The sequence below is a fragment of the Mesorhizobium sp. M0011 genome (assembly GCF_040324155.1).
In the GTDB taxonomy this organism is placed as follows: Bacteria; Pseudomonadota; Alphaproteobacteria; order Rhizobiales; family Rhizobiaceae; genus Mesorhizobium.
Genome location: NZ_JAMYVQ010000005.1, coordinates 224,733 through 240,936, shown reverse-complemented (window position 1 = coordinate 240,936; position 16,204 = coordinate 224,733). Strand labels below are relative to the sequence as shown.

The window sequence follows — 16,204 nt, the reverse complement described above, 5'->3', positions numbered from 1 at the left end:
GCTTCGGGGATCAATCCCTGAGGATCATGCGGTCGCCGCGCACGTCAAAACCCGACAATGAACCGATGAAGTTCATGCCGAGCAGGCTCTGGCTGAGCATGCCGGGTGCGGCGATCATCACCGACATATCCTTGCGCGTGATGCCGCCGATCGCAATCTGATCGGTTTTCACGGCCGCGGCGCGCGCCATGCCGTTGGCGGTCGAAACCGGTATGGTGTAGTTGAGCGCCGCCGGATTGAAACCGGCGGCCTGCGCATCCTGCGACGTCAGCACGGTGCTGGTTGCACCCGTATCCACCACGGCCCGGACCGGGTTGCCATTGATCAGGATGCGCGCTTCGAAATGGCCGTTGTCGGCCTTGTCGAGCGTCACCGTGGCGTGGCCGTCCTCGACGCCAAGTGCAAGCGGGCTGCCGGGAACAAGGCCCGCGGTCACCCGGCTGGCGACATCCTGCAACTCATAGCGATACTGGTAGCCAGCGATCAGCGCGAGTGCGATCGCCGCCCAGGCGCCGAGGTTGCGGGCCATGGCGCCCAGGGGCCGGCCCGAGCGAAGCAGGCCGGCGCCGACAAGGGCGCCAAAGGCGCCGAGCCAGATCAGTCGGCTGAAATCGTTGTTCTCCACGCCGAGCGTGCTGCCGGCGGAATCGTTGAGCATGAGCAGGACTGCTCCCACCCCGATCGCGGCCATCAATATCCAGAACAACCGGCTCATCCGCACCTCACGATAGCGCGTCGCGTTCGCGCGCCATGCGGGTGCGGCGCGTTTCCCGGCGCGGCCGGCGCTCGACCGTTTCCAGCCGGGCCGGCAATTGCGCCATGACGCTGCGGCGCGTTTCCGTCGTCATCCCGATCCAGGTGCCGATCTCCTCGCGCGTGCGGCCGCAGCCGAAACAGAAGCCGGTTTTCATGTCGATCGAACAGACCAGGATGCACGGGGATTCGATGGCCGTCATGACTTTCTCTTGGGCTTCCATCCGGAATCCCTTGTTCCACCTCCACATGGTGCAACGGCAAAGCCAATGCAAGCCCTCGCGATTGCGCCCTTCGGGGCCGGCTTTGCGTCAAATGCAGGCCCATCATCCCAGAGGTTGTGCCAACCTCGCAAGGCGGCTATGCCGCTCACCAACTCCAGGGAATGATCGACAACAAGATGACCAGCGCACTGCCCTTCGACGATTTTCGCAACCTGTTGGCCAATCTGCCGGCGGCCGACACGGCAGCCGAGACCCGCGTGCGCATGCTGTTTGCCAAGGCCGACAAACCAGGCAATTCGCTTGGCCGTATCGAGGACATCGCCGCCTGGCTGGCAGCCTGGAGCGGGCGGGCCCCGCCCGCGGTGACAAGACCGCTGATGGCGGTCTTTGCCGGCAATCACGGCGTCACGCGCCACGGCATTTCGCCACGGCCGGTGGCGGCGACCGCCAATGCGGTCGAGCTTTGCGCCGCCGGAGGTGCCGCGATCAACCAGATCTGCATCGCCAACGACCTCGGACTGAAGGTCTTCGATCTCGCCCTGCACATCCCGACCGCCGACATCACCGAGGATGCCGCGCTCGACGAGCGCGGCTGTGCCGCCACCATGGCCTTCGGCATGGAAGCGATCGCCGGCGGGACCGATCTTTTGTGCCTGGGCGATCTCGGCGTCGGCAACTCCACCGTCGCTGCCGCCCTGTTTACGGCGCTGTTCGGGGGCAGGGGCTTCGACTGGGTCGGCGCGGGGTCGGGCGCCGATGCGGCGATGCAGGCACGCAAGGCCGACGTGGTCGATGCGGCGCTGGCTTTTCATGGCGGCCATCTCGGCGACCCGCTCGAGGCGCTGCGCCGGGTCGGCGGCCGTGAATTCGCGGCGATCGCCGGCGCCATCCTTGCCGCGCGCATGCAGAAGATCCCGCTGCTGCTCGACGGATTGGCCGCCACGGCAGCCGCAGCGGTACTGCATGGCGTCAATCCCGCCGCGCTCGATCATTGCCTTCTGGCCAGCCTGTCGCCAGAGACCGCGCATGCACGCGCCGCCCAAAGGCTCGGCCTGCGCCCGTTGCTTGATCTGGGCATCAGCCATGGCGAAGGGGCAGGGGCCGCCCTTGCCGCGGGTCTGGTCAAGGCCGCCGCGCTGACCAGTTCGGGCATGGCAGCTGCGGTACGCGGCTAGAGTCTTGCCGGATTACCGTCGTCGAGCCGCCACCGCCGCGGTCGGCAGTGCTGGCAGTTCCTCCATCACCCGGCTCAGTGGGAAGATGGCGATCGCCTCGGTGCCTTCGCGCAGCTTGGAATGAAGCTCGAACTCGCCGCCATGCATGGCGAGCAGCCCTTGCACGATCGGCAGGCCAAGCCCGGTGCCTTGCTCGGCGCTCTTGATCGCGATCGAGCCCTGGCCGAAGGCGGAAAGCACGATCGGGATCTCGTCTTCCGGTATGCCCGGACCGTTGTCCTTGATCGAAATGTATTGTCCGCCGCCCGCCGTCCAACCAACGCGGACACGGATTTCACCGCCGGTGGCGGTGAACTTGATGGCATTCGACAGAAGGTTGAGCGTGATCTGTCGCACCGCACGCTCATCAGCGAAAAGGCGCGGCAGTTCGTGCTCGAAATCCTGGACGACCCGGATATCCTTGTTGCGCGCCCTCAACTCCATCATGTGACAGCAGTCCTCGACGATACCAAGCAGCATCACCGGTTCTTCGTTGAGCTGGTAGCGGCCGGCCTCGATGCGCGACAGGTCGAGGATCTCGTTGATCAGATCGAGCAGATGCTGGCCGGATTCGTGCACGTCATGGGCGTAGTCGCGATAGGTGGGATTGCTCATCGGCCCCAGCACCTCGTTCGACATCACCTCGGAAAAACCGAGAATGGCGTTGAGCGGTGTGCGCAATTCGTGGCTCATCGAAGCGAGGAACCGCGATTTCGCCAGATTGGCGTCTTCGGCCCGCCGCCGCGCCTCGTCCGACATCGATTTCGCCGTCTCCAGTTCGGCGATCAGCGCATCCTTTTCGGAGCGGAACGACAACATCATCAGGGACGAGTGGTTGAGATGCCGGGCCACATAGGCGAAAAACGGCAGCGACATGACCAGCAGCGCGGCCATGATCGCCTCGACCGGCATCCATAGCTTGGCGCCGGCATAAGCGTAGAGCGCCACGGGAACGGCAAAGGTGGCCAACAGCGCCCCGCGCAGAGACGAGGTCATCACCGCGGTCGCCGCCATGGCGAACAACAGCACCACGGCCTTGACGATGTGGAACGGATCGACCTCGCAGACGCTGCAGCCAAGCCACACAAACCATGCCCAGCCGAGACCGCAAAGGAAATGGCCGATCAGGAATTCCCGTCGTGCTTGCGAAGGGTTGAGGTCGGAAGCTTCCGTGCGCTCGATGCGCCGCGCCATGAAGGCAACGATGGTGTAGCAGGTCAGGGCGAACAGCGCCCAGAGCCCGATCTCGTTGCCGATTCCGGCCAGCCGGCCGGCCGCCGCGATCGACAGGACAAGAAGCGGGATGGCGATGGCGCCGCTGGTCATCGCGCGGGCATGCAGCTTCAACAGTTCGCGATCGAAATCGGGATTGCCGGCCTGCTGCGAAAGACGGTCACGCGTCTTGCGCACCGCGCGCGCCACATCGCTGTTGCGATGAGGTTTCCTGCGGTCCACAATGAACTTGTCCGCTGTGTTCGAGCGTTGCAAGGGCATCAAAACTTCAATTTATGCGAGCAGCGGTTTCCAAGTGTTAAGCTACGTTCGAATGATTAACCAACCGTTTGCCATATGAGCCGCCCGTGGTCGCCAAGACCGCGCCGGCGATACGTTGCGCGCCCCAGAAGCCTGTGGCGCCGGCTGGTGGATTACGGGCTTGCCGTCATCATCCTCGGACTGCTGATCCTGCTGGCGGCCCGCCTCGACCGGGTCGAGACACGCAAAACGCAAGGCGTGGCAATCATCAACGACGGCGATTCGATCACGCTTGGCACCGAGCGTATCCGCATGCGCGGCATCGATGCTCCAGAATATACGCAGACCTGCCGCAAGAACGGCGCGGACTATTCCTGCGGCACGCTTGCGCGTCAGTCGCTCGTTCGCCTGATCGCCGGCAAGCCCGTCTCTTGTACCGGCTGGCAGCGTGATCGTTATGGCCGGCTGCTCGGCGACTGCACCGCCGGCGGCAAGAATCTCAACCGCGCGCAGGTCGAGGCCGGCTGGGCGGTTGCCTATGGCGACTTCGAGAGCGAGGAGGCCGTCGCCCGGGCGGGAAAGGCCGGCATCTGGGCGGGAACGTTCGATCAGCCGCAGAACTGGCGAGACAGCCATCACGGGGAAGTCGTCGAGAAGAAGCACGGCACACTGGCCTCGATCGGCGATGCCGTGCGCGAGATTTTTCGCTTCTGGTGATACGCGTCCTGGAACTGGAACCGAGAACGAACAGGAGGATGGAATGAAACTCTTCGACGGGGGCCGGGCGCCCAATCCACGGCGGGTCCGCGTTTTCCTGGCCGAGAAAGGCATCGAGGTTCCGCAGGTGCCCATCGACATGGGGGCGCTCGAACACAGGCAACAGGCGGTCAGCTCGCGCAATCCCTTGCAACGCCTGCCGGTGCTGGAACTCGACGACGGCACCGTCATCACGGAATCCGTCGCCATCTGCCGTTATTTCGAGGAACTGCATCCCGAACCGGCCCTGTTCGGGCGCGGCGCACTCGGCAAGGCGCAGGTCGAGATGTGGCAGCGACGGATGGAATTCAATTTGCTCAGTTGCGTCACGCAGGCTTTCCGGCACATCCATCCGGCCATGAAGGAATGGGAAATCCCGCAGGTCCCCGAATGGGGTGAGGCCAATAAGCCGAAGGCCGTGGCGTTCCTCAGGCTTCTGGACGGCGAACTGGGCAGCCGGGAGTTCATCGCCGGTGACAGCTATTCGATCGCCGACATCACCGGCCTGATCGCCGTCGACTTCATGAAGCCGGCACGCATCAAGGTGCCGGATGACTGCGCGAATGTGTTGCGCTGGCATCAGGCCGTCTCCAGCCGGCCGAGCGCATCAGCCTGAGAATGACTGTTGAACTCGAAAACCTCGTCGCCAGGGTCCGCGCCTGCCGTATCTGCGTGGAAAATCCGGCCGGCAAGCCGTTGCCGCATGAGCCACGACCAGTACTGCGCCCTTCGTCCAGCGCCCGTATCCTGATCGCCAGCCAGGCGCCCGGCACCAAGGTACATCTGTCTGGCATGCCGTTCACCGACGCCTCCGGCGACCGCCTGCGCAGTTGGCTTGGCGTGACGAGCGACGAATTCTACGACATCGAAAAATTCGCCATCGTCCCGATGGGCTTCTGCTTTCCCGGCCAGGATGCCAAGGGGGGAGATCTGCCGCCGAGGCGCGAATGCGCGGCGGCCTGGCGCGCGCCTTTGATGGCCTCGATGCCACGGATCGATCTGGTGCTGACGATCGGCATCTATGCGCAGTCCTGGCACATGGGTGCGGCGCGCCGGCCCTCCCTGACCGAAACGGTCATGGATTGGCGCTCCATCTGGGAGAATTCCGTCGGTCCGAAAGTGCTGCCGCTGCCGCATCCCTCGTGGCGCAACACCGGCTGGCTGAAGAAGAATCCATGGTTTGAAATGGATTTGCTGCCTTTTCTGCGTTCGGAAATCCGATATCGCCTCGGCTGACCTTACAGCAAGAAATCACTCGCTTTTCCGTCAATTGGCAGAATTTCTTTCTTGTGAAAGGTCGGAATAAGGGGGAGTATAGCCAATCTATTCCCCTGGGGAGCAAAATATGGACCGCCTCGATAGAAAAATTCTCCGTCTTTTGCAGGAGGACGCGACACTCGCGGTCGCCGACGTCGCCAAGAAAGTCGGGCTGTCGACAACACCTTGCTGGCGGCGCATCCAGAAGCTCGAGGAGGAAGGCGTCATCAAGCGGCGCGTTGCCATTCTCGACCATGAAAAGGTCAATGTGCGCGTCACCGTCTTCGTGTCGATCCGCACCAATTCGCACAGCCATGAATGGCTGCGGCGTTTCTCGGAAGTCATCCAGGAGTTTCCCGAGGTGGTCGAGTTCTACCGCATGAGCGGTGACGTCGATTATCTGCTGCGGGTCGTGGTTCCAGACATCGCCGCCTATGACGCCTTCTACAAGCGGCTGATCGCCAAGATCGAAATCCGTGACGTGTCGTCGTCCTTCGCCATGGAGCAGATCAAGTACACGACCGAAATCCCGCTCGACTACATGGTGCTGGACAAGGAATCGGGTGCCAACGCCGCCTGAGCTGCAGCAGGTTGTCCTGCTTAGTTCTTCTTTTTGTTGAGGAAACTCCAGGGCGAATTGACCGGCAGGGTGACGGTGTCCGGTACGCTGCCGACGGCGACCACGTCTGCCTTGCGGACGCTGTAGCCAGACTGGATGACGCTGACGCCGTCGAGGATGAACAGCTGGCTCTTCTCCATGTCCGGCTTCAGCGCGCCGGTGACCGCGACCGGCTGATAGGCCTCGGAGATTTTGTAGGGACGTGCCGGCGTGACCAGCACGATCTGGTTGGGGGGCGGCGTTGGCATGTGGCTGCACGCACCCGTCCACGGCACCAGCAGGAACTGATAGACAAGATCGCCGTCGCGATCGACCGGCAATGCGTAGCCGGCTAGCTGAATGCTTTTGTCCTGCAGGTTGAGGGACAGCGTCTCGCCATGGTCGGGCAATTTTGCCGCGATCATCGGCAGCCCGACGTTTTCGGCGGCGGATTGCGTAGCCGGACGCAGATCCTTCCAGAATATGTGCGCGGTCTCGGCCGAGGCATCGGTGGCCGCGGACACAAACAATGCCGCTGCGAAGGCCAGGATTGATTTGGGAGGATTGCTCATTGGCCGCGTCCCTTTGAAGCTCAAGTAAAGACGCCGCTGTCAACGACGTCAACGCTCCCGCCGCATCACATGTCGGCAGCCGCATCGCATGTCGGCAGCCACTTCACATGTCGGCGAGATCCAGACATGCCGGAAAGCGGATTTCCGCGCCGTCAGCCTTTCCTGGCGACGATCCGCGCGAGCGTCTTGGCATTGGACAGCTCCCTTACGGCGTCCTTGCCGATCCAGCGCGCCGTCTTGTCTGCCGACTGCGCCAATCGTTCGGCGACAGCCAGGGCAGCGCCGTGCATGTCCATTGATCGTTTGCCGATCGACCGAAGCGCCCAGTTCACGGCTTTCTTCACGAAATTGCGGCTGTCGTTGGCATGCGTTTCGATGATCGGCAGGAAGGCGAGGAAGGTCGTCTCCGGCTCCTTCTTCCGGTGGACGACAGACCAGGCCATCATGGCAAAGGCCGTGCGCCGAACGAATTCCCGCTCGTCCGCCGCGAACTCGGCGATCAGTTCTTTCCAGGCGTCCGTGTCGACAAAGAGGTCGGAGACGCCGTCGACGATGTCCCAGGAGTCGAAGCTGGCCGCCCATCGTCTTGCATCTTCAGCAGAAAACCGTTTCGGGTCAGCCGTGACGGAGGCGATGAACTGCGGCTCCATGATGCCGGTGTCCCATAGCTCGAAGGCGCGCTCGTGGTTGCGTCTGATCTTCCTGGCGATCTGCCGCTGCATGCCGTGCGAGATACCAAGCGCACGGTCGATCTTGATGCCGTAGCGCAACATGCCGAGGCGGTTCTCCTCCGACCCGATAGCGCGAAGATGGGCGACGATTTCCGCGGCTGTGGATTGAGGTGAGAGCTCTGCCACGGCGGAAACCTACTTCTCCAGGCGCGCCAGCAGCGAGGACGTGTCCCAGCGCTTGCCGCCCATCGCCTGCACATCCTTGTAGAACTGGTCGACAAGTGCTGTCACCGGCAGTCTGGCGCCATTGCGATCGGCCTCGGCCAGACAGATGCCGAGATCCTTGCGCATCCAGTCGACGGCGAAGCCGAAATCATATTTGCCGGCGTTCATCGTCTTGTGGCGGTTCTCCATCTGCCAGGAGCCCGCGGCGCCCTTGGAAATCACCTCGATCACCTTCTCGATGTCGAGTCCGGCCTTCTTGCCGAAATGGATGCCTTCGGCCAGGCCTTGGACGAGGCCGGCTATGGTGATCTGGTTGATCATCTTGGTGAGCTGGCCGGCACCGGCCGACCCCATCAAGCCGACCATGCGGGCAAAAGCGTCGATAACAGGCTTCGCTCTGTCGAAAGCGTCCTGCTCGCCGCCGACCATGACGGTCAGCACGCCGTTCTCGGCGCCGGCCTGGCCGCCCGAGACAGGCGCATCGAGAAACGAAAACCCGCCGGCTTCCGCCGCCGCCGCCAGCTCGCGAGCGACCTCGGCCGAGGCCGTGGTGTTGTCGATGAAGACCGAACCCTTCTTCATCGATTTGAAGGCGCCTTCCGGACCGGTCGTCACCGAACGCAGATCGTCGTCATTGCCGACACAGGAGAAGACAAAATCCTTGCCCTCGGCGGCCTGTGCTGGCGTCGCCGCAAGGCTACCGCCATGCTGGCCAACCCATTGCTCGGCCTTGGCCTTGGTGCGGTTGTAGACGGTGACATCATGGCCACCCTTGTTCTTCAAGTGCCCGGCCATCGGATAGCCCATCACGCCAAGACCGAGAAATGCAACAGATGCCATGAGCTTGCCCTTCAGAAACGGAATTTGCTGCGAAAGCTCTAGGCTCTGCGCTCAATTCGTCAAGACGCGTAGGGCAGGATCGGCTGGTGCAGCTGAATTGAAATAGTCAGCGTTTCAGGTGAACGGTGATCCGGCGCTCGATCCATTCGACGCCATGGCGCAATATCTCGACCATCACCAGATAGACGAGCGCGACCCAGATATAGGCCTGGATGTCGAACGAGTTGGCGAAGGCGAGCTTTGCATTGCCCATCAGATCATAGACCGTGATGATGGCGACGATGGCGGACGCCTTGACCATCAGGATCAGTTCGTTGCCATAGGGCCGCAAGGCGACGATCAAGGCTTGCGGCAGGATGATCTTGCGCAAGGTCTGCAACTTGTGCAGACCAAGCGATGCCGCCCCTTCCCACTGCCCTCTTGGCACGCTCTCGATGGCGCCGCGCAGAATCTCGGCCTGATAGGCGGCGGTGTTGAGCGCAAAGGCAAAGACGCCGCAATTGAACGCGTCCTTGAAAAAGTCCCAGAGGCCGATCGACTGGAGCTCGACCCTGAACGAGCCCAATCCGTAATAGACGAGATAAGTCTGGACCAGCAGCGGCGTGCCGCGGAAGAAATAGACGTAGCAATAGGCGAGGCCGGACAGGATCCGGTTCTTGGACATGCGCCCGTAAGCGACGGGCACCGACAGGATCGCGCCGAGCACCATCGATATGGAAACCAGCGAGAGCGTTACCCCAAGCCCTCGCAAATAGGCTGGCGCATATTTGGCGAAGAACTCAGGGTTCCAGGCAAGGAAGAGATAGCTGACGATGCCAATGCCGAACAAAATCCACAGGCAGACCAGCGCATAACCGGCAATACGCCTGCGCGGCCAGCCGCGCGCCCGGGGCGGGGGCCGTTCGACGATGGTGGCCGTGGCGTTCATCGTTGCGCCTCCCGCCGGCCAAGCGAGCGCAGAATCGCGCTGGTGGCGAAGGACGACAGGACGGCCAGGGCAAGAAAGACCAGGGAGGCGACGCCGAAGAACAGGAAAGCGTGCTTGGTGACGCGGGCGGCAATGCTGGCATTGCGCAGCGTCTCGGCCAGGCCGACGACCGATACCAGGGACGTGTCCTTGAGCAGGCTGAGCCAGCAATTCTCCAGTCCGGGGAACGCGATGCGCAGCAGTTGCGGCACGATCACCTTGCGCATGGTCAGCCAGTTCGAAAGACCGATGGCATAGCCACCCTCATACTGGCCTTTCGGAATGGCCCGGAAGGCCGACAGGAAAACCTCGCTGGCATAGGACGAGAAGATCAGCGCAAGCACGATCATACCGGCGACAAAGCTGTTGACGTCGATGGTGGTGTCCGGCCGGAAGTACCTGACGAGATGCTGCAGCAGGATCGGCATGCCGAAGAAGAACAGGAAAAGCGTCACCAGCTCCGGCAGGCCGCGAAAGACGGTGGTGTAAATGTTGGCGGCAAGGCGCAACGAGGGTTCTTCGGACTGCTTGGCGAGTGCAATGAAAAAGCCGATCGCCAGGCCGATGGGCAGCGTGGCAAGCGCAAGCGCAATGGTGATCAGTGCGCCATAGGCAATATCGTCAAGCCAGCCTTCGGGTCCCCAACTGAGAAGTGTCCATATGCTCTGGGCTGGCATCGACCGGTCTTATCTCCACGGCATTCCCAAGACGAATAGAAAGACGGCGGGGAAATTCCCCGCCGTCTTGACCGTATTTATCAGGACTCGGCGCCGTAGACGTCGAACTTGAAGTACTTGTCGTTGATTTCCTTGTATTTTCCATTGGCGCGGATGGCGTCGATGGCCGAATTGAGCTTGTTGACCAGGTCGGTCTCGCCCTTGCGCACGGCAATGCCGGCGCCCGGCCCGAAGATCTCGACCGGCTGCGGCGAAGGCTGGCCGAGAATCTTGCAGCAGGCGCCATCAGGCGAATCCAGAAACTGCTGCAGCACGACGATATCGTCCTGGATGGCGTCGAGACGACCATTGGCAAGATCGGCCTGCTCCTCGGGGCTGCTCGGATAACCCTTGACGGTGCTGTCGGTGTAGGTCTTCGAGGCATAGTTGAAATGCGTGGTGGTGGTGGCGACGCCGATGGTCTTGCCGGCGAGATCTTCCTTGGTCACGCCTTTCAACGTCGAGTCTTTCGGCACGGCGAGCGCCGACGGCGTGTTGTAGTATTTGTTCGAGAAGTCGACCTTTTCCTTGCGCTCGGGCGTGATCGACATCGAGGCGACGATGGCGTCAAACTTGCCGGCCTGGAGGGCTGGAATGATGCCGTCCCAATCCTGGGCGACGAAGGTGCACTTGACCTTCATCTCATCGCAAAGCGCCTTGGCGATGTCGATGTCGAAGCCGACGAGCTGGCCATCGGCGGTGAGGTTGTTGAATGGCGGGTAGGCGCCTTCGGTGCCGATCTTCAGGGTCTTTTCCTGGGCCTGAGCTACGCCGAGCGTCAGCAGCGCGGCCGAAGCGGCGAGCGCGATACGCAGTGCAATACGCATGATAGTCCTCTCTTTATGGTCCCGGCCGTCGTTCCGAACGGCTCTGTGGGGCGGTGCTTTTGACCGCCCGCTGGCGCGATACTCCCATTCTTTCCAAGAAAAAAGCAACTGCAAAACCACAAAAATGGGCAAGGCTATTCTGCCGTTGCGTCAGCGCTCAAGCAACGAGCCCAGTGGTGCGCTCGATGAAGTCGGCTATCGATTTTGCATCGTCGAGATCGAATACCGGCAGCAGCTCGCCTTCAATCGCAAAATCGGCGGCGACAGCGACGATGTTGGGATCCTCCGCCGAAAGCGGCGTACGGTCCTTCGCATCCAGCCGGCGGGTTTCGATCTTGTCATGGGCTTCGCGCTTGTAGCCCTCGACCAGCACAAGGTCGCAAGGGGCAAGCCGCGACAGGACAGTCTCCAATGTCGGCTCGTCCTCGCCGCGCAGCTCGTGCATCAGTGCCCAGCGAACGCCGGAGACGATCGCGACTTCGGTGGCGCCAGCCTGCCGGTGGCGAAAACTGTCGGCGCCCGGTTTGTCGATGTCGAAATCATGATGGGCGTGTTTCACCGTCGAGACTTTCCAGCCGCGCCGGACAAGTTCGGTGACCAGCCTTTCGGTCAAAGTCGTCTTGCCGGAATTCTTCCAGCCGGTGATGCCGAAGACGCGTCTGTTCATGGCTTGATGCTCTGCAACAGACGCTCGGCAGACACAAGATCGTCCGGATCGTTGATGTTGAAGAAAGGGTCGACCCCCGCCGATTGCAGAACAGGGAATTCCACCTCGACAAAACCGTGCCGGTCGATGAAAGCCGAAACCCGCCTGATATCCTCGTCGACCAGAAAGTGCCGCAAGGCATCGCGGCAGCCGAGCGGCCAGAGCGCGAAGGTCGGGTGCCGCTTGCCGGCCGAGCAGGCAACGGCAATCGAACCGGGACTTTGATCGGCGGCCGCTGCCAGACGCTCGACAAGGTTCAACGGCAGGAAAGGCGTGTCGCCGGCAGCACTGACGATCGCTTTGCAAGACGTATTGGCCGCGGCCCATTCGAGGCCGGTCAGGATTCCGGCGAGCGGCCCGGCAAAGCCGGGCACGCTGTCGGCAAGCACCGGCAGTCCAAAGCGCAGGAATCGTGCAGGATCGCCATTGGCGCTGAGCGCCAGCGATTCTATTTGCGGGGTGAAGCGCGACACGACCTGGTCAAGCAGGCAGCCATCGCCAAGCGGCAACAGGCTCTTGTCGCCGCCGCCCATCCGTCTCGACTGGCCACCGGCCAGGATGATCCCCGCAATGTCTCGCTTCATGCCACGAAGCCTGTACGCCAGCCGTCGGAAATCACAAGAACCTTCAATGATCTGGCTAGATTCCGTCCGGAACCATGCTCGGCCCCGTGCTTTCGGCGACGATCTTGCGCCGGCCGGCGACCCGCTCGCGGTAGAGCGCATAGAGGCCCGAGCCGATGATGATGGTGGCGCCGACGATCATCGGCGGATCGGGGATATCGGCGAAGATGAACAGGCCAAGCAGGATCGACCAGATCAGGGCCGTATAGCGGAACGGCGCGATGAAGGAGATGTCGCCCGCCCGCATCGCCATGATGATGAACTGGTAGCCGATCAGCACCAGCACCGCCGCCAGGGCCAGCAGGGCTGTGCTGTCCCCCGTCATCGGCGTCCAGCCGCCCATTGCCGGCAACAGCGCCGCACCGACGATGGTCATGGCAAGCGCGGTTGCCGTCGACACCAGCAATGTCGGAATGGCCTTGGGAATTTGCTTGGTGGCGAGATCGCGCACCGCACAACAGGCAACGCTGGCCAGCGCCGCCAGCGAGTAGATGCTGAACCCTTCGAAGCCAGGCCGCACGATGATCAGCACGCCGGCAAATCCGATGGCGATGGCCAGCCAGCGCCGCCAGCCGACAGCCTCGCCAAAGACGAGCGCGGCCCCCATCGTCACCGCCAGTGGCAGCGCCTGCAGCACCGCCGAAACATTGGCGATCGGCAAATGGGCGAGGGCGACGAGAAAACTCACCGTGGCACCGGCCTCGCTGATCACGCGCAGGGCCACCAGAGGCTGCAGCATCGAGCCCGGGCGGGCGAGCGCGCCGCGCTGCCAGGCGAGCAAGCCAACGAAAAGCGAAGCGAAAGCCCCACGGATCAACATGACCTGCGCCATGTTCATCGATTGTGACGAGTATTTGGTGATGGCGTCGTTGAGGCAGAAGCCGGCCATCGCCACCATCATGAACAACGCGCCGCGAATATTTGGTGACAGGGGCAAGACGGCTACCGGTTCTGCTAATGCATGTCGCCCAAAAGTGACCTCGATTTTTGGGAAACGGCATGCATAAGAAACAAAGACCTAAAGCGCGTCACCTGAATCCGTTCAAACGCGACGCGCTTTAGGCAGCAAGCCTGTAACAGCCGGGCATGAAACAGCAATAGCAAAGGGCTGGGCCACAGCCTTGTTTGTGGCCCAGAAGATCACCTGCAATGGCGGCAGAACTTACTTCTTCGGCGTCAGCACCTCGGTGCCATTGCCTTCCTTGCCGGCGATGGTCCACAGACCATGCAGCGAGCCGTCGTCCGTCATCTTGTAGACGACGAGGCCGATATCCTTGCCCATGACATAGCCGGCGGAGAAGGCGTCATCGTTGCGCATGCAGATGCCGTCGGAAGATGAGCCACCGGTTTCCCAATGGATCGCGCAGGTCGTCCCGCTGGTCAGCGTGATGGTGGCTTCGCCGCCATAGGCCGAACCGTCGAAGTTGGTGCCGGCGACCGTATAGGTGCCGCCGATCGACTGCGCCGCGGCGGGCGCGGCCGCGAGACCGAGCAAGGCGAGAGAAAGAATGAGTTTGCGCATGATGTATTCCCCCTGTGAGCGAAGAGCCGCTTCCAGAGAAAGGCTAGGCTGGAACAGACTGGCCGTAAATCCGGCTGCGGTTCGCGAACAAGACTTTTTCTGGGGTGTGGTCCGAAACGTTCATGGTCCCTTGAGACTGCCGGCAATGGCGCCGACCAGCGGGTCGTATTTCGACTTCAGGGCCGGAGGGTAGTCGACCCAGACCGTGCGGATGACGCCATCTCCACCAAACAGGCGCCGCTCGTAAAAGATCTTTCCTTCCTTCAAGCCCGACAGCACTGCCCAGTCCTTTCCGGCCCTGCTGTAGGTCACCTTGTAGCCCGGCTCGTTGCTCGCCTTCTGCGCCGCGACAAAGCCTTTCGGCGTATCGTCGTCGATGTTGAGGATGCCCGAGCAGATCAGGCTGGCACCATCGGCACTCAGCCATTGCTGCCCGTCGCCATTGTCAGGCTCGGGCTGGTGCTCGGTGAAGATTTCCTCGGGAAAGGTGCAGACGGTGCCGAAGCGCTCGTTCACATAGGTGAACGGCGCGGCAATTGCCGTGCTCGCCGCGATCGCAGCGAAAAACGTCCCGAATGAAAAGAACCGCCGCATGTCTTGCCCCGAAGTCGATGACCGCACGGCAATTCTTGCACAGATCGGCGGGAAGATCAGCCGCCGGTGACGCTCATATGGCGCGATACCGATGGGCGGCTGGTGCGGCGGTCGATGATGAAGTCATGGCCTTTCGGCTTGCGGCCGATCGCTTCGTCTATCGCTTCGGCGACCAGCTCGTTGCCTTCGGAGGCGCGCAAGGGCGCGCGCAGGTCAGCGGCATCTTCCTGGCCCAGGCACATATAGAGGGTGCCGGTGCAGGTCAGCCGGACGCGGTTGCAGCTTTCGCAGAAATTATGCGTCATCGGCGTGATGAAGCCGAGCCGTCCGCCGGTCTCGGCGACCTGGACGTAGCGGGCCGGGCCGCCGGTCTTGAAGGGAATGTCGGTCAGCGTGAACTGGCGTTCCAGCGACGCGCGCAGCAGCGACAGCGGCAAATACTGGTCGGTGCGGTCGGCATCGATCTCGCCCATCGGCATGGTTTCGATGACCGTCAGGTCCATGCCGCGGCCATGCGCCCAGCGCATCATCTCGGGCAGCTCGGCGTCGTTGAAATCCTTCAGCGCCACCGCGTTGAGCTTGACCTTCAGCCCCGCCGCCTGCGCGGCATCGATGCCTTGCATGACCTTGTCGAGATGGCCCCAGCGGGTGATCTTGTGGAACTTGTCGGCATCGAGCGTATCGAGCGACACGTTGATGCGCTTCACGCCGCAATCGGCGAGTTCGGCGGCAAAGCGCGACAGCTGCGAGCCGTTGGTGGTCAGCGTCAGTTCTTCCAGCGCGCCGCTGGCGAGATGCCGCGACAGCTGGCGCACCAGATGCATGATGTTCTTGCGCACCAGCGGCTCGCCGCCAGTCAGGCGCAACCGCCTGACGCCCTTTTCGATGAAAACCGTGCACAGCCGATCGAGCTCTTCCAGCGACAGCAGGTCCTTCTTCGGCAGGAAGGCCATGTCCTCGGCCATGCAATAGGTGCAGCGGAAATCGCAGCGGTCGGTGACCGACACGCGGAGATAGCTGATCGTGCGGCCGAAAGGATCAATCATGTCCATGCAAGCGCTTCCCGTGGCCGTGAACGGCTTCGTTATATACCGCTATGTGATACGATCCGGCCATTCATTCAAGATACCGCCTCTCGATCTTTGGTAACATCCCTCAGCCGACATCGCATGTCGGTCGGTCTCATCAGGTCTTTTCCCGTTTGGCGAAGCGGCGTAGGGAAGGACGGATGAGACGGGATCGAACAGCATGACCGCACCGAAAGAGCTCAGGGTCTCCAAGGACCGCAAACTTTTGTCCGTCACCTTTCCCGACCATCGGCCGTTCGAACTGCCGGCGGAACTGCTGCGCGTCGCCTCGCCATCGGCCGAAGTGCAGGGCCATTCGCCGGATCAGCGGGTGACGGTCCCCGGCAAGCGCAATGTCGCAATCCTCAAGATCGAGCCAGTCGGCAACTACGCCGTGCGCATCACCTTCGACGATTTCCACGACACCGGCATCTTCACCTGGAATTACCTGCATACGCTCGGCCACGAGAAGGATGCGCGCTGGGAAGCCTATCTCGCGGAGCTTGCGGAAAAGGGCCTGAGCCGGGACCGCTAAAATTGATTCCCCTCGCTGTCGTCAAAACGTCATCGATATGGCGTAGCGCCGGCAAAAGTTTGGA

At 62.2% G+C, this 16,204-nt stretch carries 21 protein-coding genes; 6 read left to right on the top strand and 15 right to left on the bottom strand.

The genetic code is table 11. The annotated features are described in order from the left end of the window. Positions 1 to 10: 10 nt before the first annotated feature. Together NKK51_RS08370 and NKK51_RS08365 are read right to left on the bottom strand one after the other, a co-directional pair. Positions 11 to 715: a TIGR02281 family clan AA aspartic protease gene (locus tag NKK51_RS08370; RefSeq protein ID WP_128303645.1), complete on the bottom strand. Its 705-nt coding sequence runs from the start codon at positions 713 to 715 to the stop codon at positions 11 to 13. Positions 716 to 722: 7 nt separating this feature from the next. Next, positions 723 to 956 carry a DUF1289 domain-containing protein gene (locus NKK51_RS08365; RefSeq protein WP_164892906.1) on the bottom strand — a complete coding sequence of 78 codons (234 nt, stop codon included), beginning with the start codon at positions 954 to 956 and terminating at the stop codon, positions 723 to 725. 197 nt (positions 957 to 1,153) lie between these two features. Here NKK51_RS08365 and NKK51_RS08360 point away from each other — a divergent pair, with 197 nt between their 5' ends. Further along, positions 1,154 to 2,152 (top strand): nicotinate-nucleotide--dimethylbenzimidazole phosphoribosyltransferase, encoded by a 999-nt coding sequence (locus NKK51_RS08360; RefSeq protein ID WP_127297311.1) that lies wholly within the window; start codon positions 1,154 to 1,156, stop codon positions 2,150 to 2,152. Positions 2,153 to 2,164: 12 nt separating this feature from the next. On the opposite strand, the gene NKK51_RS08355 is transcribed toward NKK51_RS08360, so the two are convergent. Further along, a complete protein-coding gene (locus NKK51_RS08355; RefSeq protein WP_352442420.1) occupies positions 2,165 to 3,685 on the bottom strand; it encodes a sensor histidine kinase in 1,521 nt (506 codons plus the stop codon). Between the two features lie 75 nt (positions 3,686 to 3,760). Between NKK51_RS08355 and NKK51_RS08350 the strand changes: the two genes are divergently transcribed. The 4 genes from NKK51_RS08350 to NKK51_RS08335 all read left to right on the top strand — a co-directional run bounded on the left by NKK51_RS08350 (position 3,761) and on the right by NKK51_RS08335 (position 6,257). Next, the gene (locus NKK51_RS08350) at positions 3,761 to 4,381 is read left to right on the top strand and encodes a thermonuclease family protein (RefSeq protein ID WP_352552225.1); all 621 of its coding nucleotides are present in this window, start codon (positions 3,761 to 3,763) and stop codon (positions 4,379 to 4,381) included. A 43-nt stretch (positions 4,382 to 4,424) separates the two neighbouring features. Next, on the top strand, positions 4,425 to 5,036 hold the full coding sequence (locus NKK51_RS08345; RefSeq protein ID WP_352442421.1) for a glutathione S-transferase: 612 nt from the start codon (positions 4,425 to 4,427) through the stop codon (positions 5,034 to 5,036). Then, positions 4,976 to 5,656, top strand: a complete 681-nt coding sequence (locus tag NKK51_RS08340) for a uracil-DNA glycosylase family protein (RefSeq protein WP_128303649.1) — start codon at positions 4,976 to 4,978, stop codon at positions 5,654 to 5,656. Before NKK51_RS08345 ends, NKK51_RS08340 begins: the two co-directional genes overlap by 61 nt. Positions 5,657 to 5,765: 109 nt before the next feature. Further along, on the top strand, positions 5,766 to 6,257 hold the full coding sequence (locus tag NKK51_RS08335; RefSeq protein WP_006205209.1) for an Lrp/AsnC family transcriptional regulator: 492 nt from the start codon (positions 5,766 to 5,768) through the stop codon (positions 6,255 to 6,257). 20 nt (positions 6,258 to 6,277) lie between these two features. Here the strand turns inward: NKK51_RS08335 and NKK51_RS08330 are convergent, their stop codons facing one another. The 12 genes from NKK51_RS08330 to moaA all read right to left on the bottom strand — a co-directional run bounded on the left by NKK51_RS08330 (position 6,278) and on the right by moaA (position 15,590). After that, a complete protein-coding gene (locus tag NKK51_RS08330) occupies positions 6,278 to 6,847 on the bottom strand; it encodes a DUF3299 domain-containing protein (protein WP_023813946.1) in 570 nt (189 codons plus the stop codon). Between the two features lie 152 nt (positions 6,848 to 6,999). Continuing rightward, a complete protein-coding gene (locus NKK51_RS08325) occupies positions 7,000 to 7,704 on the bottom strand; it encodes a DNA alkylation repair protein (protein ID WP_352552224.1) in 705 nt (234 codons plus the stop codon). 9 nt (positions 7,705 to 7,713) lie between these two features. Further along, on the bottom strand, positions 7,714 to 8,583 hold the full coding sequence (locus NKK51_RS08320; RefSeq protein WP_352552222.1) for an NAD(P)-dependent oxidoreductase: 870 nt from the start codon (positions 8,581 to 8,583) through the stop codon (positions 7,714 to 7,716). A 106-nt stretch (positions 8,584 to 8,689) separates the two neighbouring features. Continuing rightward, the gene (locus NKK51_RS08315) at positions 8,690 to 9,511 is read right to left on the bottom strand and encodes an ABC transporter permease (protein ID WP_352552220.1); all 822 of its coding nucleotides are present in this window, start codon (positions 9,509 to 9,511) and stop codon (positions 8,690 to 8,692) included. Continuing rightward, positions 9,508 to 10,227 carry an ABC transporter permease gene (locus NKK51_RS08310; RefSeq protein ID WP_352552218.1) on the bottom strand — a complete coding sequence of 240 codons (720 nt, stop codon included), beginning with the start codon at positions 10,225 to 10,227 and terminating at the stop codon, positions 9,508 to 9,510. The genes NKK51_RS08315 and NKK51_RS08310 overlap by 4 nt, the downstream gene beginning before the upstream one ends. Positions 10,228 to 10,307: 80 nt before the next feature. Continuing rightward, a complete protein-coding gene (locus NKK51_RS08305) occupies positions 10,308 to 11,093 on the bottom strand; it encodes an ABC transporter substrate-binding protein (RefSeq protein WP_023813951.1) in 786 nt (261 codons plus the stop codon). A gap of 157 nt (positions 11,094 to 11,250) precedes the next feature. Further along, complete coding sequence (mobB, locus tag NKK51_RS08300; RefSeq protein ID WP_023813952.1) at positions 11,251 to 11,760, bottom strand: molybdopterin-guanine dinucleotide biosynthesis protein B; 510 nt, start codon at positions 11,758 to 11,760, stop codon at positions 11,251 to 11,253. Continuing rightward, the gene (gene mobA / locus NKK51_RS08295; RefSeq protein ID WP_023813953.1) at positions 11,757 to 12,383 is read right to left on the bottom strand and encodes a molybdenum cofactor guanylyltransferase MobA; all 627 of its coding nucleotides are present in this window, start codon (positions 12,381 to 12,383) and stop codon (positions 11,757 to 11,759) included. Before mobA ends, mobB begins: the two co-directional genes overlap by 4 nt. A 55-nt stretch (positions 12,384 to 12,438) precedes the next feature. Beyond that, positions 12,439 to 13,359 carry a DMT family transporter gene (locus NKK51_RS08290; RefSeq protein ID WP_023813954.1) on the bottom strand — a complete coding sequence of 307 codons (921 nt, stop codon included), beginning with the start codon at positions 13,357 to 13,359 and terminating at the stop codon, positions 12,439 to 12,441. Between the two features lie 225 nt (positions 13,360 to 13,584). Next, complete coding sequence (locus tag NKK51_RS08285; protein WP_023813955.1) at positions 13,585 to 13,944, bottom strand: hypothetical protein; 360 nt, start codon at positions 13,942 to 13,944, stop codon at positions 13,585 to 13,587. A 120-nt stretch (positions 13,945 to 14,064) separates the two neighbouring features. After that, positions 14,065 to 14,538, bottom strand: coding sequence for a hypothetical protein (locus NKK51_RS08280; RefSeq protein WP_023813956.1), 474 nt, complete (start codon positions 14,536 to 14,538; stop codon positions 14,065 to 14,067). Between the two features lie 56 nt (positions 14,539 to 14,594). Beyond that, positions 14,595 to 15,590, bottom strand: a complete 996-nt coding sequence (moaA, locus tag NKK51_RS08275; RefSeq protein WP_031213805.1) for a GTP 3',8-cyclase MoaA — start codon at positions 15,588 to 15,590, stop codon at positions 14,595 to 14,597. Between the two features lie 196 nt (positions 15,591 to 15,786). Between moaA and NKK51_RS08270 the strand changes: the two genes are divergently transcribed. Then, complete coding sequence (locus tag NKK51_RS08270; protein WP_023813958.1) at positions 15,787 to 16,140, top strand: gamma-butyrobetaine hydroxylase family protein; 354 nt, start codon at positions 15,787 to 15,789, stop codon at positions 16,138 to 16,140. Positions 16,141 to 16,204 lie beyond the last annotated feature (64 nt).